The sequence below is a fragment of the Fictibacillus tiangongensis genome (assembly GCF_048083785.1).
In the GTDB taxonomy this organism is placed as follows: domain Bacteria; phylum Bacillota; class Bacilli; order Bacillales; family Fictibacillaceae; genus Fictibacillus.
Window position 1 is genome coordinate 2,113,745 of sequence record NZ_CP182294.1, and the last position, 22,581, is coordinate 2,136,325.

Annotated in this window: 24 protein-coding genes, 2 pseudogenes, 1 riboswitch and 1 other annotated feature; of the genes and pseudogenes, 11 read left to right on the plus strand and 15 right to left on the minus strand. The window is 37.5% G+C overall.

Features of this window, described 5'->3' with window-relative positions; genetic code table 11:
* Positions 1-17: 17 nt before the first annotated feature.
* Both ACNJYY_RS11310 and ACNJYY_RS11315 read right to left on the minus strand, forming a co-directional pair.
* Complete coding sequence (locus ACNJYY_RS11310) at positions 18-293, minus strand: YwqI/YxiC family protein (protein ID WP_416728564.1); 276 nt, start codon at positions 291-293, stop codon at positions 18-20.
* 23 nt (positions 294-316) lie between these two features.
* On the minus strand, positions 317-667 hold the full coding sequence (locus tag ACNJYY_RS11315) for a YwqH-like family protein (RefSeq protein WP_416728565.1): 351 nt from the start codon (positions 665-667) through the stop codon (positions 317-319).
* A 517-nt stretch (positions 668-1,184) separates the two neighbouring features.
* Here ACNJYY_RS11315 and ACNJYY_RS11320 point away from each other — a divergent pair.
* The 5 genes and pseudogenes from ACNJYY_RS11320 (at position 1,185) to map (ending at position 4,453) form a co-directional block, all read left to right on the plus strand.
* Entirely contained in the window at positions 1,185-1,502 is a 318-nt protein-coding gene (locus tag ACNJYY_RS11320; RefSeq protein ID WP_153238304.1) for an ArsR/SmtB family transcription factor, read from the plus strand.
* Positions 1,503-1,565: 63 nt separating this feature from the next.
* Positions 1,566-1,994, plus strand: coding sequence for a DMT family transporter (locus tag ACNJYY_RS11325; protein WP_416728566.1), 429 nt, complete (start codon positions 1,566-1,568; stop codon positions 1,992-1,994).
* Positions 1,995-2,012: 18 nt separating this feature from the next.
* Positions 2,013-2,480 carry a DMT family transporter gene (locus ACNJYY_RS11330; RefSeq protein WP_416728567.1) on the plus strand — a complete coding sequence of 156 codons (468 nt, stop codon included), beginning with the start codon at positions 2,013-2,015 and terminating at the stop codon, positions 2,478-2,480.
* Between the two features lie 195 nt (positions 2,481-2,675).
* Positions 2,676-3,590 (plus strand): heme o synthase, encoded by a 915-nt coding sequence (gene cyoE / locus ACNJYY_RS11335; protein ID WP_416728568.1) that lies wholly within the window; start codon positions 2,676-2,678, stop codon positions 3,588-3,590.
* 116 nt (positions 3,591-3,706) lie between these two features.
* Positions 3,707-4,453: pseudogene (map, locus tag ACNJYY_RS11340) on the plus strand (type I methionyl aminopeptidase).
* Positions 4,454-4,617: 164 nt separating this feature from the next.
* On the opposite strand, the gene ACNJYY_RS11345 reads toward map, so the two are convergent.
* The gene (locus tag ACNJYY_RS11345; protein WP_416728569.1) at positions 4,618-5,859 is read right to left on the minus strand and encodes an MFS transporter; all 1,242 of its coding nucleotides are present in this window, start codon (positions 5,857-5,859) and stop codon (positions 4,618-4,620) included.
* A 167-nt stretch (positions 5,860-6,026) separates the two neighbouring features.
* Between ACNJYY_RS11345 and ACNJYY_RS11350 the strand changes: the two genes are divergently transcribed.
* Complete coding sequence (locus tag ACNJYY_RS11350; protein ID WP_416728570.1) at positions 6,027-6,455, plus strand: MarR family winged helix-turn-helix transcriptional regulator; 429 nt, start codon at positions 6,027-6,029, stop codon at positions 6,453-6,455.
* A gap of 36 nt (positions 6,456-6,491) precedes the next feature.
* On the opposite strand, the gene ACNJYY_RS11355 is transcribed toward ACNJYY_RS11350, so the two are convergent.
* The 4 genes from ACNJYY_RS11355 to ACNJYY_RS11370 all read right to left on the minus strand — a co-directional run bounded on the left by ACNJYY_RS11355 (position 6,492) and on the right by ACNJYY_RS11370 (position 9,242).
* A complete protein-coding gene (locus ACNJYY_RS11355; protein ID WP_416728571.1) occupies positions 6,492-7,355 on the minus strand; it encodes a 5'-methylthioadenosine/S-adenosylhomocysteine nucleosidase in 864 nt (287 codons plus the stop codon).
* Between the two features lie 170 nt (positions 7,356-7,525).
* A riboswitch (purine riboswitch) is annotated at positions 7,526-7,629 on the minus strand.
* Between the two features lie 71 nt (positions 7,630-7,700).
* Positions 7,701-8,261 (minus strand): GNAT family N-acetyltransferase, encoded by a 561-nt coding sequence (locus ACNJYY_RS11360; protein WP_416728572.1) that lies wholly within the window; start codon positions 8,259-8,261, stop codon positions 7,701-7,703.
* An 18-nt stretch (positions 8,262-8,279) separates the two neighbouring features.
* Positions 8,280-8,750 carry an HIT family protein gene (locus ACNJYY_RS11365; protein ID WP_416728573.1) on the minus strand — a complete coding sequence of 157 codons (471 nt, stop codon included), beginning with the start codon at positions 8,748-8,750 and terminating at the stop codon, positions 8,280-8,282.
* Between the two features lie 21 nt (positions 8,751-8,771).
* Positions 8,772-9,242, minus strand: a complete 471-nt coding sequence (locus ACNJYY_RS11370) for an NUDIX hydrolase (RefSeq protein WP_416731851.1) — start codon at positions 9,240-9,242, stop codon at positions 8,772-8,774.
* A gap of 116 nt (positions 9,243-9,358) precedes the next feature.
* Here ACNJYY_RS11370 and ACNJYY_RS11375 point away from each other — a divergent pair, with 116 nt between their 5' ends.
* The 3 genes from ACNJYY_RS11375 to ACNJYY_RS11385 all read left to right on the plus strand — a co-directional run bounded on the left by ACNJYY_RS11375 (position 9,359) and on the right by ACNJYY_RS11385 (position 12,574).
* Positions 9,359-10,441, plus strand: coding sequence for a nitric oxide synthase oxygenase (locus tag ACNJYY_RS11375; RefSeq protein ID WP_416731852.1), 1,083 nt, complete (start codon positions 9,359-9,361; stop codon positions 10,439-10,441).
* Positions 10,442-10,552: 111 nt separating this feature from the next.
* Positions 10,553-11,476: a S66 peptidase family protein gene (locus ACNJYY_RS11380; protein ID WP_416728574.1), complete on the plus strand. Its 924-nt coding sequence runs from the start codon at positions 10,553-10,555 to the stop codon at positions 11,474-11,476.
* A 120-nt stretch (positions 11,477-11,596) separates the two neighbouring features.
* On the plus strand, positions 11,597-12,574 hold the full coding sequence (locus ACNJYY_RS11385) for a DUF2268 domain-containing protein (RefSeq protein ID WP_416728575.1): 978 nt from the start codon (positions 11,597-11,599) through the stop codon (positions 12,572-12,574).
* A 110-nt stretch (positions 12,575-12,684) separates the two neighbouring features.
* Here the strand turns inward: ACNJYY_RS11385 and ACNJYY_RS11390 are convergent, their stop codons facing one another.
* The 4 genes and pseudogenes from ACNJYY_RS11390 to ACNJYY_RS11405 all read right to left on the minus strand — a co-directional run.
* A complete protein-coding gene (locus tag ACNJYY_RS11390; RefSeq protein WP_416728576.1) occupies positions 12,685-13,386 on the minus strand; it encodes a GNAT family N-acetyltransferase in 702 nt (233 codons plus the stop codon).
* A gap of 40 nt (positions 13,387-13,426) precedes the next feature.
* Positions 13,427-14,680 (minus strand): tyrosine--tRNA ligase, encoded by a 1,254-nt coding sequence (gene tyrS, locus ACNJYY_RS11395; RefSeq protein WP_416728577.1) that lies wholly within the window; start codon positions 14,678-14,680, stop codon positions 13,427-13,429.
* 70 nt (positions 14,681-14,750) lie between these two features.
* Positions 14,751-14,980, minus strand: a binding site (T-box leader).
* Between the two features lie 8 nt (positions 14,981-14,988).
* Positions 14,989-15,501 (minus strand): MarR family transcriptional regulator, encoded by a 513-nt coding sequence (locus ACNJYY_RS11400; protein WP_416731853.1) that lies wholly within the window; start codon positions 15,499-15,501, stop codon positions 14,989-14,991.
* 125 nt (positions 15,502-15,626) lie between these two features.
* Positions 15,627-16,541, minus strand: a pseudogene (locus ACNJYY_RS11405) (DUF3626 domain-containing protein); the annotation flags it as partial.
* A 116-nt stretch (positions 16,542-16,657) separates the two neighbouring features.
* Here ACNJYY_RS11405 and ACNJYY_RS11410 point away from each other — a divergent pair.
* Positions 16,658-17,224: a hypothetical protein gene (locus tag ACNJYY_RS11410; protein ID WP_416728578.1), complete on the plus strand. Its 567-nt coding sequence runs from the start codon at positions 16,658-16,660 to the stop codon at positions 17,222-17,224.
* A gap of 72 nt (positions 17,225-17,296) precedes the next feature.
* On the opposite strand, the gene ACNJYY_RS11415 is transcribed toward ACNJYY_RS11410, so the two are convergent.
* The 4 genes from ACNJYY_RS11415 to ACNJYY_RS11430 form a co-directional block, all read right to left on the minus strand.
* Positions 17,297-18,523 carry a cation:proton antiporter gene (locus ACNJYY_RS11415; protein WP_416728579.1) on the minus strand — a complete coding sequence of 409 codons (1,227 nt, stop codon included), beginning with the start codon at positions 18,521-18,523 and terminating at the stop codon, positions 17,297-17,299.
* Positions 18,520-19,020, minus strand: a complete 501-nt coding sequence (locus tag ACNJYY_RS11420; protein WP_197220986.1) for a cation:proton antiporter regulatory subunit — start codon at positions 19,018-19,020, stop codon at positions 18,520-18,522. Before ACNJYY_RS11420 ends, ACNJYY_RS11415 begins: the two co-directional genes overlap by 4 nt.
* 148 nt (positions 19,021-19,168) lie before the next feature.
* Complete coding sequence (locus tag ACNJYY_RS11425) at positions 19,169-19,489, minus strand: hypothetical protein (protein ID WP_416728580.1); 321 nt, start codon at positions 19,487-19,489, stop codon at positions 19,169-19,171.
* A gap of 119 nt (positions 19,490-19,608) precedes the next feature.
* Positions 19,609-20,991 carry an amino acid permease gene (locus ACNJYY_RS11430; protein ID WP_416728581.1) on the minus strand — a complete coding sequence of 461 codons (1,383 nt, stop codon included), beginning with the start codon at positions 20,989-20,991 and terminating at the stop codon, positions 19,609-19,611.
* A 251-nt stretch (positions 20,992-21,242) separates the two neighbouring features.
* Here ACNJYY_RS11430 and ACNJYY_RS11435 point away from each other — a divergent pair, with 251 nt between their 5' ends.
* Positions 21,243-22,496: a cation:dicarboxylate symporter family transporter gene (locus tag ACNJYY_RS11435; protein ID WP_416731854.1), complete on the plus strand. Its 1,254-nt coding sequence runs from the start codon at positions 21,243-21,245 to the stop codon at positions 22,494-22,496.
* Positions 22,497-22,581: the final 85 nt, after the last annotated feature.

Genomic DNA, 22,581 nt, shown 5'->3' on the forward strand with positions numbered 1-22,581 from the left:
TAATTTCCATTTCCTCCTTACCTTTGTATCATAGTTGTTACTAGTCCCTCATCGGTCTCTTGCATCATTTTTACAGACTTATGAGTACCTTCTATATTTTTTGCTGTTAATTGTTGATAAGTCACTAAAGTTTGTTGAAGAATTTGATTTAAGCTATTTAATTTGTCTATTGATTCTAAAATATTACCTTCTCCTAAAGATTTAGGTATATTTGGCTTTAATGATTGAACAGCAGATTGGATTTTGGACAAAGACTCTTCAACATCACTATACTTAATTCTGATTTCACCCAAGTTAATCACTCCTTAAGAAAACGTTAACTTTTTAAACTAGCTTGTTTAGCAGCAGAAATAGAGTCCTGAATAGATTTAATCTCAGATTGAATATCCATAATCTTATTACTAATCACACTAAAAACAGATTCAAATTGATTATTTTCTATATCTTCGTACTCTATCAACATCCTATTTTCTCGAGTATCCTGAAATTGATTTGCTAGCATCCCAGTCCAAGTTACACAAGATAATTCAGGATTTAAACATAAGTATCTGTCATTTTGAAATGCTTGTTGATGTTGTTGCATTTCACTTTGACATCTAATCAAGCGTTCCAACTGTTCCTCTTTAATCCTTAACAAACTATATAGGGATGATAAATAAGCATCCATGAAATTTCACCGCCTTACATTAAATATTCATATAGGCACTATATCACAATTAATTGGATATTTTTTCTACTTTTACAAATACCCTTCAAAATTAGGACTTTAAACCTTATTTCAATATTTTTCTAGTAGTAAGAACGTTTTAATTTCAAGTGTGATTATGAATACACTTAAACTTGTTCAACTTTTCTTAAGTATTTTGTAAAGTAAATACCCAACACTAAAAGAATTACCGATCCTCCCCAGCTCCATATCCCAAGGAAATCAAACAAAACAGATCGATGTTAAAGCTGATCTCAAACCTGAAATCCCCTGATTTCGCCTTTGACGTATGACATATGTAATAGAGAATATCAATGTTACGAGGACCAGAATTGATAAAATAGATTCCATCTTTACTTCCCTCCCACTTTTTGTACTTAATATTACGATTTAAAAAGCTAATTTTTTTCATTTTTTTCCAATTGTCACGAGTGTCTACAAATTGACATATCGAGAAAAACCGATTAGAGTGTTTTTCATGAACAATCCTATCGATGTATTTAAGGCGCTTTCAAACGACATTCGCCTCGATATTCTGAAATGGCTCAAAGATCCTCAGCAACACTTTGATAAACCTACTGCTCATCTATCTAAAACGATTAATGAGAAAGGCGGTATCTGTGTGGGAGATATACAGGAAAAAGCGAATCTTTCGCAATCTACTGTATCCCAATATTTATCGATGATGCAGAAAGCAGGTTTGCTTGAATCAGAGCGTCATGGCAAATGGACGTACTATCGTAGAAATGAAAAAAACATACAAGAGTTAGCTACCTATCTGAAAGAAGAATTATAGGTTCTTCTTTTTTTGTTTTTATATCGATAATTTTAAATATGTGAATATGAAGGAGTTTTGTTTATGAAGATATGGACTTATTTATTAGCACTACTTGCCGGAGTATCCCTTAGTGTTGAAGGAGCGATCTATGGAGAACTTGGCAAAACGATCGGAAAATTAGAAAGCAGCTTTTACAACTTTTTTGTTGGTGCCATTATTCTAGGAATCGTCGTTCTGTTCTTAGGTAAAGGCTCACTGGCTTATACGTTTCAAGCTCCTAAATGGGAACTTTCTGGTGGTGTCCTAGGTACCATCTATCTGACAATCCTAATCATAGCTATACCGATTGTTGGCGTAGGAATTGCTATGATTTCCGTCATCATCGGTCAAATGGCTATGAGCATACTCATTGAGCACAAAGGCTGGCTTGGAAGTTCAAAAGCTCGCGTTAACAAAGAAAAACTCATTGCAGTAACGCTCATGACAATCTCACTGCTGCTCATTTTTTAGGAAGGAAGGGATAACAACATGCACATATTAATTCTTCTTGGTTCAGTCATAGGCGGTATATTGCTTAGTGCTCAATCTTCTATTAATGGAGCGTTCAGCAGAAAATCCGGTACGTACGAAGCTGCGTTTTTAACCTTTTTTTCAGGTGCACTCCTATTAGCCATTCTTATTCTTTTCTTTGGTGAAGGTAACATCTTAAAGGTCTTTGAAGCGCCTAAGTGGCAGCTTGCAGCCGTTTGGTTCGGAGTTGGTTACTTATTTTTAACAGTAGTTTCTGTACCACGCATTGGAGTCATCGCTACTAACATTGCAACCGTCATCGGACAGCTTACTGCTGGGATGGTTATCGACCATTTTGGATTATTTGGAGGACTATCCGTTCCCTTCACTTGGGAACGCATGCTCGCCATCCTTTTGATGTTAATTGCACTTCGTTTTATATATATCGGTAATAAAAAACAAAGGAATGAAACGGAGCGATTATAAGCTACGTAAGCGTTTGTATCACATTTCTATCACATAAACCTCACAGAACGTTCACAAAAGCTTTGTGTAAAGTGTCTTAAGGTGTTCTATTATTTGAACTGGGAATTCATTTAATGCTTTAATAGAAGTGGATTTAAGGTTACACTATATGGATAATATAGAGAGAGAATTATTGTGAAGATGGTGTCTTATAGTATGGAAAAAACGTTGAAAGTAGAAAAACAAAAACGGTCAGCGATTCTGTCACAAACTGTGAAAACGGGAATTATTAAGTCTAACCTCGTTCCTATGTTTGCCGGACTTACGCTGGCATTATATACGTACGATATCGATCCTGGCACAAAGTTACTTGATGTTGTATTCGCATTGATCGGAACAATTTTAGTAATAGGTGCTGCTGGTACGTTAAATAATGTATATGACCGCGATATTGATGCGATCATGGAAAGAACGAAAAGCCGTCCTACGGTTACAGGTGAGATCGATACGAAATTTGCTATTACACTCGCTGGCATTATGGCTATACTTGGTATTATCGCTCTTGCCTTCACAACACCGCTTGCGGCACTATTAGGTTTCTTAGGTCTTTTCTTTTATGTCGTTCCTTATACGATGTGGACGAAACGAAGAACGATCTATAACACGGAAGTAGGCAGTATTTCAGGTGCGATGCCTCCCCTTATTGGTTGGGCAGCAATGACTGGAACTCTTGCACACCCTGCGATTGCAGCACTGTTCATCATCCAGGTCATTTGGCAGATGCCTCACTTCTATGCCATCGCCATTCGCCGACATGATGAATATAAGGCGGCTCGAATACCAATGCTTCCGGTTGTAAAAGGGGTTAAAAGAACGTATACACAAACCAACATCTATCTTGTGTTACTGAGTTTAACGAGCTTCTTGTTCCTACCATTAAGCCTAGGCTTAACGTTAGTGGCACTTCTTATGAATGTTGGATGGCTCGTGTTGAGCATATATGGCTATAAGAAAAACAAGGATTCTGAGAAATGGGCAAAGCTTCTCTTCATCTATTCTCTAATCCATATGACAATTCTGTTTTCAACAGTGATCGTCTACTCGTTAGTTGGTATTTTTATATTAAATTAGACAAATGGTTCGGTATTATTCCGAACCTTTTTCATTTGTAGCACAATATTTCATTTTCTAATTATTTTCCATTACAATAATGAAATAGAAATCTGACTTGAAAAGAAGGGATTTACATGATTCATTTAAAATCAGCTCGAGAAATTGATCTAATGCACAATGCTGGAAAGTTGCTAGCATCCGTTCACAAAGAAATCGCTAAACGAATCAGACCAGGTATCACAACGATGGAAATTGATCAATTCGTTGAAACGTTCTTAGCTGAACATGGAGCAACACCTGAACAAAAAGGATTTCACGGTTATCAATACGCAACATGTGCCTCCATAAATGACGAGATCTGTCATGGGTTTCCGCGTAAACAGCCTTTAAAAAAGGGTGATATCGTATCCATTGATATGGTCGTCAATCTAAAAGGCGGATTAGCCGATTCTGCTTGGACCTATGCTGTTGGTGATATCTCGGCAGACAAGCAACGTTTGCTTGACGTAACCAAAAACTCTTTATATAAAGGCATCTAGCAGGCAGTCGTTGGCAATCGTCTAGGTGATATTGGACATGCCATCCAAAGTTATGCTGAAGCAGAAGGTTATTCTGTAGTACGTGATTTTACAGCTCATGGCATCGGCCCTACCCTTCACGAAGACCCTATGATTCCCCATTACGGCGAACCAGGAAAAGGTTTGAAACTGAAAGAAGGTATGGTTATTACAATTGAACCGATGATTAATGAAGGTGCTTGGCAAAGTAAGATGGACAACAATGGCTGGACAGCTAGAACCATTGACGGTAAGCTATCAGCTCAATATGAACATACACTTGCAATTACTAAGGATGGTCCAATTATATTGACAGAGCAGTAAGTGCTTGGCTACGGCCGTGAGAGTCGAACGGTGTCGAGGATTGTAGACTCGCGGATAAACAGTGCAAACTTGTGGATTCGGGATCAAAACTCGTGGATTCATCATCCAATACAATCATAAAAGCCTGCTCCAACTATTGGAGCAGGCTTTTTCACTACTGTTATTTAATGCGCTGTGTCCATTCGATCTACGTGCGCTAGATGTTTGTAGTTCCAACCGATGAATATGATTGATAAAAACACGAAAGCTGCAGCTACATAAAACGGTAGATGTGGATTAAAGATCTCAGCAAGTTTTGCCGCCATATAAGGAGATATTGCTGCTCCTAAAAATCGAAGAAAACTATACGCTGCTGATGCAGTTGACCGTTCAACAGGTGCTGCCTCCATCACAGCTGTTGTTATCAAGGTATTTGTATTGCCTAATATCGCTCCAGCAAAAACGATCGCTGAAATAATCACCCATTGAGTTGAAGTAAATAAACCCATGATCACAAGATCAGCTACAAACAAGAAAAGCATAATCGCCATTGATTTTACCGTTCCTAACGTTCTTTCAAGCTTTGGTGCCATAAATACAGAAGTAATCGCTAGCAGTGTTCCCCAGCCTAAGAACACATAACCTAATCCCTTCGGGTGTAAGCCAAGAACAAATGGTGCGTAAGCCATGATCGTAAAAAAACCAATGTTGTAAAGTGCCGCAACGATTCCGAGTACTAAGAGTGAACGATGTTTCATCGCTTTAAACGGAGCGGATAGTGGTGTTTTTTTCTTTTTCACAGCTAACTTCTCATTCGGTTTAGGCATCAAAATCAATAGAATCATGAATGCAAGAATCATGAGAATTGAAACTCCTAAAAACGGAGACCTCCATGAAATACTACCTAACGTCCCACCAAGTAAGGGTCCGATTGAGATTCCTAAACCTACGGCTGCTTCATATAAAATAATCGCCTTAGCTGTTCCACTGCTTGAAAGAGAAACGATCGCTGCTAGCGCCGTTGCTACAAATAGTGCATTTCCTAGTCCCCAACCTGCGCGAAGTCCCACTAATGTCCAGATGTTATCAGCAAAACCTCCTAGCGCAGATACTGTCGCTATAATAAATACCCCAGTCAATAATGTACCTTTATTTCCAAGTCTAGAAGAAACTGTACTTGTTATAAGCATGGCAAAAGCCATTACTGCATTATAACTCGTATATAGTAACGTCACTTCACTATGGGAAGCTTGAAGATTTTCAGCGATTGAAGGTAAAACAGGATTGACTAATCCCATTCCCATGAAAGCTGTTATACAAGCGAAAAAAACAGCCCATACGGAGATCGGCTGATGAAATAAACTTTGATTATCAAGTGAAACTCCTGAAACCTTGGCTCCGCCAACACTTTGTGTGTTTGTTGACATTCTCACATCTCCTTTTCAATTTTACTATGACTGAAAATTATTGTACAATACAACTATATAATTGTATAGTACAACTACTTTGCTGTCAAATCATGATTCTGTTGTTGAAATGTATATGAATCGGTTATCATGTTGATAGAGTTTTGTATATAAAGGTGGCAATTACGATGAAAAATCCCATACTTGAAAAGATCGAGCTTGAGATGGCTGTCCTTGTAAGGCGCGTCACTTCGATCACATCCAAAAACAAAATCGGAAATCTAGACAGATCAGCCTACCTTCTCTTACACCAATTGTCTGTTCACGGGCCACTTGGTGTGAAGACGCTCGCTGAAAACTTGCAGCTAGATACATCTACAGTTAGTCGACAAGCTGCATCACTTGAGAAAAAAGGTTATGTGTACAAAGTTCCAGATCATGTGGACCGCCGAGCTTACTTTCTACAGTTAACAGAATCAGGGACAGAAGATTTTAATGACTACAAAAAAGTTCGGCTTGAACGTTTTGAAGTGCTTACAGATGATTGGACGGAAGAAGAACGAGAGCAGTTTGGCCATCTGTTGAAAAAATTTAATAAAGCCATATTAGAAAAATAAACCCCGCTAAATTTGGTTAGCGGGGTTTTCCTTATGCTATTTACCTTTTTTCATAGAGATATATTTCTTAACCACTTCGAATACATAATCTTGATTTGCAGCTGCTGTCGTAGGATCATATTGACCGCCATTTGTCTTATTGTTTGAAAGCACGCGGATGCCGAGGAATGGAACATCATACGCTTTGGAAATTTGTGCAGCTGATGCACCTTCCATCTCTTCCACAGAAGTTCCAAAGTTCTCATGGAACCATTTGATACGATCAACTTCATTGTTCCAAACGTCTGCAGAACCGATCGTACCCTCTACAACTTTTCCTTTTGAATACTTATTCTTTACAGCATGAGCGGCTTTTAAAAGCTTTGCATCGCCTTCAAAATAGCGTGCTTTTTCTGCATTCGGATCTTCACCGGCACTTCCTTCTGATGCCATGAGGTCCATTGGAATCCATGATGTAGGGTGAATTCCTTCATTTGATTCTTTGTGAGGCGTCTTTAAAGATCCAAGATTAACCGTTCTTTTTCCTAAAACGATGTCAAAAACGTTTAAGCTCGGATCATGTCCTCCAGATGTACCTTGATTAATGATGGCTGCAGGTTTATATTTTTCGATTGCAATAGCTGTTGCGGCTGCGGTATTTTCCATACCCTTACCTGTCTTTGTAACGATAACTGGATAATTATTTAGTGTCCCTTTATAAAAAACAAAGTTCCCAGACTTTTCTTCTTTTACATTCTTTAGGCGTTTTGCAAAATTCTCAGCCTCAATAGGCATCGGTCCTTGAATGATAATTGGTCGTTTTGCTTTTTCTTTTCCTGATGCTGTTTGGTTGAAATTAAATCCAGCTAACGCGGATAAGAATAAAACAGCTGCGATTGCTAATAATCCGTATTTTTTCATTGAATATTACCCTCCAGATGTCACGGATTACTCCAATATACTCAATAAAAATAGCCTAGAGAATGTAGATATGTTCTACCTCTAGACCACCAGAGTCAAAGTATCTTTAAACAATGTAATATTGCTAAATTAATGGCTGATGTACTTATTCTAAAAAAAGTCTAACTACTCAACCTGATACTTCAACTCGTAGTCCAGTTCTTTCATTGGGAACCGGGTAGAAACACTCAGACCATATTACCGAGCATATACGAGTAATTCGTTTTTATGTATGTTACTTTGATAATATAACAATAAAAGTTTTTATTTTCAACATAAAACTTAACATTAAATTATATTTTTTGTTTAATGTTCGGATTTGAAAGATATGTCGTCACCTTTTAGTAAAGAATAGATGAATAGATCATCAAATTTGCCACATGTGTATTCATAATGTCTTAACAATCCTTCTTTAAGAAAACCAACCCTCTCTACTAGACTCTGTGATGAAATATTATCGGGCTCTATTAGCGCTTCGATTCGTTCCAATTTCATTTGTTCAAATCCATATATTACAACTGCTTCTAACGCTTCTCGAGCAACACCTTTTCCCCAATATTCTTTATTCAATTCAAATCCTACTTCTGTGCGAAAGTGCTTAGCATTTCTATTCAGAAATCCACAACTTCCGATTACTCTATCGGTATTCTTTAATGTGATTCCCCATCGAATCCCTGTTTGTTCTTTTAAGATAGAATGATACCACTCTATTTCTTCATAGACCGCTTCAACCGTTTGATAAGGTTCGAGGCCCATATGTTTTACAACTTCAGAGTCCGATAAATAAGAAAACATATCCCTCGCATCTTCATGAGTTACCTTTCTTAAGAACAAACGGTTCGTTTCAATTATAGGATGGTCACTCATCTCATTCATTTCCTTTCTTTAACGAATTGTCACAGAAATCAATTTATTTAGTTCCCCATACAAACTGTTCTTCATTTCTTCCAACTCATCTTGAGAAGGTCTTATATTGTCTGAGAACATCTCCTCCCTATCTACCCACCATACAGGACCTTTAACGGGTGAGTCATTTTCTCTTCGTGGAAACAAATGCCAGTGAAGATGAGAATCACCATTTCCTAATAATTCATAGTTTAATTTTTCAGCGTTAAATGCGTTATAAACCGCTTCAGCTACTATACTCATCTCATGTAAGAAGGTCTTCTTCACTTCTGATTCTAAAAAATGCAGTTCTGTCTTATGTTGTTTTGAAAGAAATAGCGTATATCCTCTAAAATATTGATGATCTCCAATCACGACGAAACCTGTCTCTAACTCTGCTACAAAATATGGATTTGTTCCATTTTGAATCATCTCAATCCGTTCACAAATTAAACAACCTGTCCGAGTCATTCTTTTTACCTCCTTTAATTTTCATAGTTTATCATAATTTTCCTTTAGGCTGTTTATACTGTTTAATCTTGTATGTAGTTCCCATAGTGCTGTTTTGTTGCTATCCCATTTTAAAGCCGAGACGGCTTCTTCATAGCTAGCCCATTTGTAAGCAGTGTGCTCTTTCGATAGATTCAATTTCTGATCATAGACTTCTAAACCAAATGCGTACTCCGGTATAACGAACATTTTTTCTCCCCAAAGAAAATGACCTACTACATGTACGACTGGTAAAGAAGTTATCGAATCTAATCGGATTAACCGGCAATCTTCACCTAGACCTGTTTCTTCAAAGACTTCTCTCCTGGCTGACTGTTCTGGGGTCTCACCCATTTCCCCGCCACCCGCAACAGCTTGCCAGTAACCCATATCTGAACGCTTAAAAATGCAATATTCGATACCATGTTCTTTCAAAACAAAGGGAATAACCAAAACCTGGTAAGGAGCTCTCATTCCCATCAACACACCTCCTTCATGTTCTATTTTTGTAACACTTACAAGCGGTATTTCTTTGTAAACTAGGCTATTATAATAATACACTTATTTTTGTTGGGGGCTTTACTTTGGAAATGAATCTTTTACAAGAAGCAGCAGAGTTCATCACTTCCTGCTATCAGGAATTAAATAAAACACAGAGTGAGATTGATGATCGAATTTCCGAAATCACAAAAGAAATTCAAATAGATGGTACATATAAACACTTATCTTTTGAGATCGATTATGGTGCGAAAGTAGCGTGGCGCAACAGCAATCGGTGTATTGGGAGATTATTTTGGGACCAGATGCATACGTTCGACCGGCGACATGTTGAAACAGAAGAAGAAATCTTTATGGCAATCATAGATCACATGAAATATGCGACTAACCATGGACGAATTCGTCCAACGATAACCATCTTACCTCCGCAAACAAAGAAACACCATGTGCGCATATGGAATCATCAATTGATTCGATATGCGGGCTATCAAATGGAGAATGGTATGATTGGAGATCCCTCTTCCATTGAATTTACAGAAAAATGCATAGAGCTTGGTTGGGAACCCAAATACGGAAATTTTGATATCTTGCCTATTGTAATTCAAGTAAACGATAATCTTCCTAAGTTATTTGAACTTCCAAAATCTTCAACTTTAGAAGTAGAGATTCGTCACCCTGAGTTTGATTGGTTTCAAGATCTAGATCTAAAATGGTATGGTGTACCTTTTATATCTGACATGGCTTTAGAGATTGGCGGACTTCGCTACACGGCAGCTCCATTTAATGGCTGGTATATGGGTACTGAAATCGGTGCTCGAAATCTAGCTGATGAAGAGCGATACAACATGCTTCCAAAGATTGCATCGTGCATGGGTCTAGATACAAAAAGCTCAATTTCTCTTTGGAAAGATAAAGCACTTGTTGAGCTAAACATCGCTGTATTGCATTCATTCCGAGAAGATGGTGTTAGTATCGTAGATCATCATACGGCAGCTCAACAGTTCAAAAAATTTGAAGAGAAAGAATCAGAGAGTGGCAGGAATGTTACAGGTAACTGGGCTTGGCTAATACCTCCTATGAGCCCTGCAACGACACATATTTTTCATAAGACTTACAAAAATGATATTGTAAAACCCAATTACTTTTACCAAGCTAAACCATATTCTAATAAATAATCGCAGTTCCATTTAACGTTCAGAACGAGTCTTCTGGGCGTTTTTTCATACATTCTCTTCTTCCCAATATAATAGCTTTAGGAGTTTGGTTCTCCGAGAGGAGCTGTTAGGATGTCGATTAAACCGCAGCAATTACTGCAAGGCGACACCATTGGAATTGTTACATTGGGTAGCCCGCTTGATGCGAACATAATTAATCAAGGAATCGCGATGTTGAAAGACATGGGTTTCCAAGTAATCGTAGGCGATTATGTATACGCAACAAATGGTTTTTTGTCAGGAACCCCAGAGCAACGGGCATCAGATTTGATGAAGATGTTTCAAAACGATCAGGTTAAGTTGATCCTTCCAACACGAGGTGGTGTGGGAGTAGCAAGTATCCTTCCCTATCTCGATTACAATATAATCAGAACCAACCCAAAGATCATCTCAGGGTACAGTGATATTACCATCTTAAACAATGTGCTATATCAACTAGCTGATCTGGTTACGTTTCAAAGTTTGATGCTTTTAGATTTCCGATCAAGTACTCCCACTTATAATTTTAGCCAATTCTTCAATAGTATCACTCGAACAACTGCGCCATGGCAGATTATGAATCCACCGAATATTCCCCTCATAAGTAAAGTTGCAGGTAACGTAACAGGAGTAATTGTAGGTGGTAACCTTACATCCTTTGTTGATTGTTTAGGAACACCTTATGAGATTGACACGAAAGGTAAAATTTTATTTCTTGAAGAAACGCATGAACCGGTAAATACTGTCTATAGATATTTAAACCACTTAAAGATTGCTGGGAAATTTGATGATTGTATCGGAATCATCATCGGAGAATGTACAAAATGTGAAGCTGCCTATGGGAAAACATTTGAAAATGTAATCGATGAATTTCTTGTTCCAATCGGCAAACCACTCATGACGAATTTAACAAGTGCACACGGCTATTATAAAGCGGCGATCCCGCTAGGTGTAAATGTGAATATGAATACGATCAATCGGAGTTTGACTGTTATGGAGCCTACGGTTATTACTTAAATGGTGATACTATAACCTCATATCGATAAAAATTCCATAGTCTATCTATTAAAGTAAGGCTTATAAATTCCCTATATATGGTATTATTAATTGAATTCATTTTATGGGGGATTTCAGTAGATGGAAAAAGCATATCAATTCATTTTGTTACTTTTCGTTTCATTATTACTAGTAAGCTGTTCGACTAAAACTGTAAAAAGTGATAAAGATTCTCTTCCAGACCAAATTTCATATGATTTCTCACAAGATAATCAAACCTTTCAGATCATTCCTCTTTATGAAGAAGTACTAGATTACACTAACTTTATAAAGAAATCTCCTTCAATGAACAACAAACAAGAATACAACAAAAAAGTTGTTATTCCGTTCCAAAACAAGGCATCCAAAGAAAATGTAGACATTCAAAGTGATTATTTTAATTATTTCTCACCAACAAATAATACTAAGAAACTTGCAGAAGATACTATGAAACTCCTTCAGCAACAAAAACAAATAAACGCTATTATTAAGGATGCACTCATCAAATCTTCTGAACAATTACCTGGTACAGATAAAACTATTTTTATCATGCCGAATAATCCTGAAAGCAATTTAGCGATACAGGAGATGAAAGGTGTAACCGGATGGGCGCTAAGTCAAAATGTAATTCTGCTACAAATTTCACCTTCTTATACAGAAGAATCTTTAAAATATCTCATTGCCCATGAATATCAACATACAATTTTTTTAGAAAGTGCATCTGATTTAAATGTAACTCTCATTGAAAAATTCATATTTGAAGGTAAAGCAGATAACTTTGCTTCTATCATCTATCCTGATCATACAACACCATGGACAAAGCCATTATCTGAGGTAGATCTTAACCATGTAATGGGACAGTTACATGTAAATAAGGATTCATTAGATCCATCTTTATATAATGAATTTTTTGATGGGAATGCTGGGAAAAACATTCCTAAATGGTCAAATTATAAGGTAGGTTTTCAAATGACTAAAAGTTATTTAGAAAACCATCCCCATCTTTCCATTGAAGAGTGGACCAAACTTGATGCTGAACAAATTGTTCAAGGGAGTAAATATCACCATATACTTAAATAACATTTTCAAATAGCTCAATCTCAAAAAACACAAGGCTACTTCCCAATTAAAGTGCCTTATTTTTTTTGAGATTAATAAAGTTATCAAGTACAACAAGCTACAGCATTTTTTCAATTGTTACAGAACAGACCCGATTTCTCTAAGTTCATCTTGTTATAAGAACGATTAAGAACATTATTTGCAATACCGTTACCGTGATAATATTTCTCCAAGTACATAGCTTTCACGATTTGTTTCACTTCTGATACTGACCGTCCGTGCTTCGTTAAATTTTTTATGAATAAATGCAAAGGCACATCTACATCATCATCATGTATGGGTGGCTGAAGATAAAGAAGATCCTCAACTTTGTAAAATCCATTTCTCATAAAAAAATTCGTTCGTTTTACGCAGTCTTTCTTTTCTTTTTCGCTATGAACCATCTCTGGCGTTTCAGTCTCCAGTACGATGGCATCTAGTGATTTATATCCTGCAGCCATACTATCTTGTTGAAGAACTTCTTCAATTCTTTGAAGAGATTGTGCTCCTAAACCTTTGCTTCTCACTTTAGGATTCGTAACAAGGTATACAATAAATCCTGTGTTCACATCTGCTAAATAATGAGCCGTAACCAAACTGACTAACTCATCACCCTGAAATCCAACTAGAAAATGATACTGATTTGGCAAATGTGTTTCAGCATTTTTCAAACTTTGAAGAAATACTGATTCCGGTTCCCGTACCTCAATTGGAAAAGAATGCTCATACAAAGTAAGAGCTTCTTGCAATTTTTCTTGATTTGAATACGTTACTTCTTTCCATATGATTTCCATTTGGATTGACCACCTTTTTCCTACATGTTTCAATAGTTTCTCATTCTTTGTTCAATGAGATTCTCACAAATTTACGTTTACCGACTTGAATGACCATTCCCTCAGATAAGAGAAGGCGAGAACCTGTATCTTCCACTTTTTCATTATCTACTTTAACACCACGGTTGCTGATCATCTTGCGTGCCTCACTTTTTGATGAAAGCAACTTTAAGTCAACAATTAGATCAATGATGGAGATCTCTTTAGGACCATTCCATTGGAAGACTGGAATATCCGTTGGCAAAGCGCCTTGTTGAAAAACGGAAACAAAATGCTTTTCTGACTCTTCCGCTGCTTCTTGGCCATGGTACATGCGGACAATCGTTCGAGCAAGAAGCATCTTTGCATCACGAGGGTGTAACTTTCCATTCTCAACTTCTGCTTTGAGAGCATTTATTTCTTCTGTATTTAAATCTGTTACCAGTTCAAAGTATTTATTCATGAGTGAATCAGGAATGGACATTGACTTTCCGTACATGTCCTGCGGAGCTTCATCAATCCCGATGTAGTTTTTCTTCGATTTCGACATTTTATCAACGCCATCAAGTCCTTCTAGAAGCGGCATGAGCATCGCAACCTGCTTTTCTTTTCCAAACTTCTCTTGGTAGTGTCTTCCCATTAAAATGTTAAAGTGCTGATCCGTTCCACCTAATTCAATATCACATTCCAACATAACAGAATCGTAACCTTGCATGAGCGGGTAGAAGAATTCATGCAGCGAAATTGGCTTTCCTGTTGAGATTCGCTCATCAAAATCGTCTCGTTCCAATAATCTTGCCACCGTAATTTTACCTGCAAGATTGATCACATCTTCAAAATTCAAACTAGAAAGCCACTTAGAATTATAGTGCAGCTCTACTTTTTCCATATCTATAATTTTACCAAACTGTTCGAAGTACGTTTTTGCGTTGTGCTCTACTTCTTCTGTTGTCAATTGTTTTCTAGCAACAGACTTTCCTGTAGGGTCACCGATCTTTCCTGTAAAATCTCCAATAATTAATTGAATGATATGACCGTTCTGTTGAAACTGCCTTAGTTTGTTCAGTACAACCGTGTGACCAAGATGTACATCTGGAGCTGAAGGATCGAGTCCGAGCTTTATTTTTAATGGACGATTCTCTAGAATAGACTTCGCTACTTTGATCTCTAGCTCTTCTGTAGGAATAATATCTTGAACGCCTTGTTTATAGATTTCCATCTGCCTCTTCACTTCAATTTGTTGCTTCTCATTGAGCTGTTTTATAACTTGATTCATGCTATTGTCCTCCTTTTAAGAATTCAAAATGTATTATTTATAAAATATAAAAAAGACCACATCCCTATAATGAAGGGACGTGGTCTAACTTTTACACGCGGTACCACCCTAATTGAAGAAAACATTCTTCCACTCAAATGTAAATAACGGTATTCCCGTTCTTCTTCTGTTTAGTTACAAACATTACAAAGAAAGCTCTTGGAAATGTAATTCACATGATCTTTGTGCTGATTCACACCACCACCAGCTCTCTATAAACAGGGAGATCATTGCTACTGCTTTTCCTGTCATCGCATTTTTATATGAAATTAAAAATTATTCTCTCGTATAACTCTTCTCAGCAAGCTTGATATTACTTTCTGCTCTTCAATGGACAAAGAAGAGACCACTTCCACTTCACCTTCATGGAACCTTGGATATAGTTCTTCCATCACTATTCTGCCTTTATCAGTCAAAACAACACATGTGATGCGTCGATCTCGATTGTCCACCTTACGATAACACAACTCTTTTCGTTCTAATGTATTCGTGATATTGCTTATGGTCGCTTTTGAAACACCTGCAGAAAGTGCTAATTTTTTTGTTTCAACAGAATCCCATATCCATAAATCATATAGAATAGAAAAAGACGTCCAGGACAACCCATGCTTCGCTAATACTTCACGTTCCATCTTATTGCGTAGTCCTTGAGCTGCTCGATACAGATTTGTCACTACCGTAATAGAGTGCAGATTGAGTGATTCAATCGGTGCTTTCGTCAATTGATTTATAGTGTCCTTCTCTTCCGGCAATAACTCACCGTACTCATCAAAAGAATAGATATGATCCACTCCTTATCAATTTTCATAATCGTTAGCATTGAAACGATATTAACAGATTAACAAATACAATGCAAGGCCTTGTTGATTGAATAACTATTATTTTTTTACAAATGGCTCTCCATACTTTTTGCTAATGACGCCATTTCTTGTCCTCTGAAATTTGAAGGAACTTGATCTACAGACAATTGAAAACCAGCGTGATAATAAAGTTGAATCCCATATTTTGTACAAAGGTTTAATAGTGTATCTCCAACCTTCGTTCCAATAAATGAAGGATCTGCAACAAGAATTTCTACATCTTCTTTTAGTGAAAGATTACCGTGAACTTGTGCTTCAATATAATGATTTAAATTTCGATAGACTTGTTTATTTGCGGGATCTTGAAAAGACTTTTCTATATTATGAACAAGGTGCTGGACCAAAGAACTCACCATAAGATTTGGTTCTCCTAACGCATAATCTCTCGTAAAGATTTCTTCAAACATTGCGGCTATTATCATATCGAACTCTCCATAAGTTCCCTTTTCTTTTGGATTTTGATGAGAGTCCAAGTAAGTATAAGTAGCTCTTTTTGAAACTTCAGGTTTGAGTAAGAAGAAACATGAGCCAAAACGCGGCGCTGGTCCATCTGGATGATTCATGATGTTTAACGCACCATACTTTGCTCGTTCCTTAAGAGTCGCACCCTTTGTCTGGTAAGCTCCTCCAAATAATTGTTCTTCCCACTGATCACGCAATCCCCCGGGATATGCAGAAACACTGCCGTTTGAGAGCAGCGTTTCAAACTGACTTTTATAGATTCCTTCTTGATATAAGGCTTCTGTGATACTTATCATAGTTGAGCTTGGTCGATCTGGGTGAAAGTGAAGGGCGATGCGAGCGTGCTCTTTAAGTTTACTTACGGCCTGATGAAAAACATCATCTGTAATGTTAGACATTCTTAATAGGTGTTGAATCGTCGCTTGAGCATCATCTTTTTGTTGTGCTGCATAACGCTCAACATAATTTATGGCAAGTTGTTGGGCTTGAGTTAATTTCATACAATGCTCTCCTTGTGCGCAAGAAATACTTTTATTCGAGCACTATTGAGTTGGACTCCACTCTCATGAATAGTGGTTTAGCTTTATTGAATTATTTTATAAAGGAGAGGATGATTATGAGTTATAAAAAAAAGAAAAGAATCACAGGATCAAGGAGCTTTAATACTCCGAGTACATTTCCTCTCATCTTACTTTTAGTGATTCTGCTAACCTCTGCTTTTAGTTTATTTTTATCTTCGACAATGTTTCATGATCACCTTGTTTTGTCGGAGCTTTTCCTGTTTTTGTCCATGTCACTGCTATCACTTTTGATGGGCATAATCGCGAGTTATTCAAGAATGAACAATCTATTAGAACGTATTCTTATTCCGCTTGTAATCTTTGGCTCAATTGCAGTATCGATTGCTTTTGCACACACTATGTTTCAGTTATACGAAGACATCGATGACTATGAAGCTAGAAACTTCAACGTGGTAGAAGGCATCCCTTCATCCTTAACGTATGACGGATCTAAGAATGGTGTCGAATATGTTTCTTCTATAACCATTCATCATAAGAAAGTTAAAGTTTCTCATTTGAATATTACGGCTATATATTACAAAGAACACTTTAAAGAAAAATCTATTGAAATAAATTATCTAACTCATAGTAAGTTCGCGGTAACTATTGAAAAAGGCGATTAAGCATTTCATTTTGCATGCAACGAAAAAAACACAGCTCTCTTGATAGAGACGCTGTGTTTTCTTCATACCTACTCAATTTGCCTTCTTTTGAACATGAGGCTTTTCTTCTTTTTTCCATTTGAAAATTTCATTTAATACACCATAAATTTTCTTTGACTCTTTTGTAAGCAGCGGACCAAGTATCGCTAATATCAGAACATATAGTGCTGAGAATGGTTTTAGTACAGATGCCAAACCACCTGCCATACCAATGTTTGCTACGATGATTGAGAACTCTCCTCTTGAAACGATCGTTAGTCCGATGTTAGAAGAAGCTTTATGAGACAGTCCAGCCTTTCTCCCAGCGATCATACCTGCTACAAAGTTACCGATGATCGTGATGAGAACAGCTCCAAGCGCCAGCCATACCGCTCCACCTAGCGTAAACGGATCTATACTTAATCCGAAGCTGAAAAAGAAGATCGCACCAAAGAAATCTCGGAACGGTATGACCATCTTCTCAATGCGTTCACTATGTTCTGTTTCAGAAAACACTAGCCCTAATAATAAAGCACCAATCGCTTCTGCTACATGGATTGTTTCTGAAAATCCTGCGATAAAGAACAACGAGGCGAAAATCACGATAATGAAAATTTCGTTCGATGTGATATTAAGGAGTCTGTTTAAATGCTTCGTACACGTTCTCGCAATAACAAAGAACAAAATCATATATCCAAATGCAATAAATATCGATTTACTCACGCCTAGAACAGAAGTTGCATCTCCTAACACTAATCCAGAAATGATAGATAGATAAACGGCCAAGAATATATCTTCGAACATGATGATTCCGAGGATCAGTTCTGTTTCAGGATTCGCAGTACGCCGTAGATCAACGATGATCTTTGCGACGATCGCACTAGAGGAAATGGTGATAATTCCAGCTATGATCAGAACCTCTAATAGAGGAAAACCCATGATATAGGCATAAACCAATCCTAATGTGAAGTTTATGAGGATATAGATACTTCCCCCAACAGCGATATTTTTTCCAGAGCGAACTAACTTACCTACCGAAAACTCTAAACCGAGATAGAAAAGCAGGAACAAGACACCTATCCTACCAAAAAAGGTAATGATCTCGTTGCTGTTAATAAACGTAAAATCCAAAACGCCGATAACAGGGGCATGCGGACCTACAATCATACCGAATATGATGAGAAACGGAATGATGGAGAAGTTTAATTTATTTGCGAGTAATGCAGCAAGCGCGATGATGATTAGAGCTGTACCAACTTCTAGTACAAGGTGATTTGTCATTCACTGCTCACCTCAGCTGAAAACATCTCCTTAATGATTCGTTTAACACCAGGTCTTTCGCCTGAAATAACCAGCATATCTCCAGAATCAATCATCGTTTCTGGACCAGGGTTCAATACTTTCTCATTTCCTTTAATGATCGCGATAACAGACACTTCGTATTTTTGACGAATATCTAGCTCTCCGATTGTTTTTCCAACTGCAAACGCATTAGAATCAACTCGATACCACTCAATCATAAGTTCATCGAATGCCATTTCAATCGTTTCAAGTGCTTTTGGCCGATAGATCATTCCGCCGATAATAGCAGCAAACTGTCTAGCCTCGGTATCACTTAACGTAACCGAAGATAAACTTTCTTCATAATCATGTTTGTCAAAATGATAGATTTCTCTTCTTCCATCATCATGAACAATGACGACGACTTTATCTCTATTCGCGATCTCCACTTCAAACTTTCTGCCGATACCAGGTAATTCTGTTTCTTTAACGATCATAACAATCTCCCTTTTGTTTGTATTTTAAGCACGACAAATAAACGTTCGGAAACATGTATTTTTTCGAAACGTGCTACCAATAAAATGGTTCTGCTGAACAAACCTTACGTCGAAGGCTTTTTAAAAGGTTTTGGGATTGTTATGATCGTCAGAGGTAATTCGATTGAAATTGATAGGGGGTAAGTCGTACAATCTTGTTGTTCACTTGGCTGTATGATGGGAATACATAATCATCATGTAATTCTTCTAAAGGTATTTGGTTATCCGTATATACAGCTTTTACGGATTTTTTTAACTTCTTACTTTTGGTTGGATATTCGCCAATGATTGTTGATTCGTCGATCGACGCTGAGGATAGTTCATAAACGTCATTTTGAGGCGGCGAAAAAAGGTTTTCCATATTATAGTTAGGAAAAAGTGATGTAAACGCAAATACATACAATAAAGCCAATAAAGATACTTTCCGCAATTTCTTACTCCCCCCTTTCTTTTTTACTACTAAAAGTATAACACGAAACAACGCGTTTCTGAAGTAAAGTGAAAAAGCCACCTATATGAAAGGCGGCTTTTCTCACTATCAATTTCGTTCTATTTCGTTGTATTTAAACGGCTGTGACGGTAACCATAACTAAAATAAAGAACAAGTCCGATCACAAGCCAAACAACGAAGCCTTTCCAAGTGAATGCTGAGAGTTGAAGCATAAGATAAACACAGAAAATAATCGCTAAGGCTGGAATCAATGGAACCCACGGGGTCTTAAAGCCTCGTTCGATGTCAGGTCGTGTTTTTCTAAGAACGGCAACGCCTAACGAAACAGTAGCAAAAGCAAACAAAGTACCAATACTCGTAAGTTCTGCTAGTTTATCTAACGGGACGAAACCTGCAAATAATGCAACAAGAAATCCAGTTGTCCACGTACTTGGAAGAGGTACTTTCGTTCTTGGATGTACCGCAGACAGCTTACTTGGAAGAAGCCCATCACGGCTCATAGCATAAAACAATCTTGTCTGACCGAACATCATGACAATTAACACCGTTGTAATCCCAACAATAGCACCCAATGAGATAAAACCTGCTGCCCAATCTTGACCGATGAATTGCAGAGCAAAAGCTACAGGATCTTTTACATTAAGCATGTTATAAGGAACAATTCCAGTAAGAATGAGTGAAACTACTATATAGATGACTGTACAGATTGCCAATGCAGAGATGATACCAATCGGTAAATTTCGTTGAGGGTTCTTCACTTCCTCTGCAGCTGTAGATACTGCATCAAAACCAAAATATGCAAAGACAACTACTGCAGCTCCTGTCACTACACCCGAGATTCCAAATGGAACAAACGGCTCCCAGTTAGCAGGTTCTACATACCAAACGCCTACAGCGATAAATAAGAGAATTACAGCTACTTTCACGATAACCATAATTGAATTGAATTTTGCTGATTCTTTTACACCTCTTGATAGAAGAAGTGTGACGAGCAAAATAATCATAACTGCAGGTAAATCAATATAAGTTCCTTTTGAAGGATCAAAAGCACTGGTTACAGCTGTTGGAAGTTGTATACCGAATCCAGTTAAAAGGCTTTGAAAATACCCTGACCACCCACTCGCTACCGCTGATGATGCGAGCCCATATTCCAATACGAGATCCCAGCCTAGTATCCAAGCAAAAATTTCTCCGAATGCTACATAACTGTAAGTGTAAGCACTACCCGATTGCGGAATCATAGATGCGAATTCAGAATAACAAAGTGCGGCAAAAACGCAAGCCAACCCTGCAATAATAAAAGATAGAATTAGAGCTGGACCCGCATATTTTGCAGCTGCGACCCCAGTCAATACGAATACCCCCGTTCCTATGATGGCCCCTACTCCTAACATCGTTAGGTCGACTGCACCAAGAACACGATTTAAAGATTGATCACTGCTTTGATTAGTAGTTAATAATTTTTTTCTAAATAAGTTCATAAGGCCTCCAAGTAAATGTCGATAAAAGTCGAATAACGCTTTTGTAATTTTACAAGCATTTAATATTTTTGTAAACATTAAAATTTTCGAACATTTCTATTAATTTGAAATGAGGATCTTCTTCTTCGTTCCATCCTTTATTCATTGCCATTTTTTTGCTTTGACAACCATTCCTTTTACTCGCTAAAATGTCTTTTATGTGGCAACTCAGATTACTAACATCAAGAAGAAGGTGACTTAATGTGAAAAAAATACGAATTAGTCTTGCGTGGCAGATTTTAATAGGACTAGCATTCGGTATTCTAATCGGTGCACTGTTTTATGGAAATGAAACGGTTCAAGGATATTTACAACCGATCGGTGATATCTTTATTCGATTGATTAAAATGATCGTTGTACCTATTGTTGTTTCAAGTCTTATCGTTGGTGTAGCGAGTGTCGGTGACATCAAACAACTAGGACGTCTCGGTGGAAAAACGATTTTATATTTTGAAATTATAACAACTTTGGCAATCGTAATTGGTCTATTTATCGCTAACATATTCCAACCTGGAGCAGGAGTGGATATGAAATCGCTATCTAAAGGCGATATTTCGAGCTACGTGGAAACAACGGAATCTGTTGAAAGTCATGGCTTTGCAGATACTTTCTTAAACATCGTTCCGACGAATCTGTTCGAATCTTTAGCTGAAGGAGATATGTTGGCAATCATCTTCTTCTCGGTACTATTCGGACTTGGGATTGCAGCGATTGGTGAAAAAGGTAAGCCGGTTTTAGCCTTTTTCCAAGGAACAGCTGACGCCATGTTCTACATCACGAATCAAATCATGAAGCTTGCTCCGTTCGGTGTATTCGCATTAATCGGTGTTACTGTTTCTAAGTTTGGTATTGAATCACTTGTACCTTTAAGTAAACTGGTTCTAGTCGTCTATGGGGCAATGTTCTTCTTTGTCATCGTCGTTTTAGGTGGCGTTGCAGCGATGGTCAAGGTAAATATCTTTACGTTGATCAAAATATTGAAAGACGAACTGATCTTAGCCTACTCAACAGCTAGTTCAGAAACAGTATTGCCAAAAATCATGGAAAAGATGGAGAAGTTCGGGTGTCCAAAAGCCATTACTTCTTTCGTCATTCCTACTGGTTACTCTTTCAACCTAGACGGATCCACTCTCTATCAAGCCATTGCAGCACTATTTATCGCGCAAATGTACGGGATTGAAATAACGATTGCAGAACAGATCTCGCTATTACTCGTATTGATGGTAACGTCAAAAGGGATCGCTGGCGTTCCAGGTGTTTCATTCGTCGTTCTTTTAGCAACACTTGGAACAGTTGGAATTCCATTAGAAGGTCTTGCGTTTATTGCGGGTATTGATCGAATCCTCGATATGGCGCGGACAGCTGTAAACGTAGTAGGAAACTCGTTAGCTGCTGTTGTGATGTCCAAATGGGAAGGTAAATTCAATCCTATTAAAGCACAAGAATATCAACAAGAAGTCAGCTAATTTCAATCAATAACCAATTAATGAAAAACCGTGTGAGTCTTATACTGCTCACACGGTTTTTATTATGTAAAAGTAAAAAAGAACC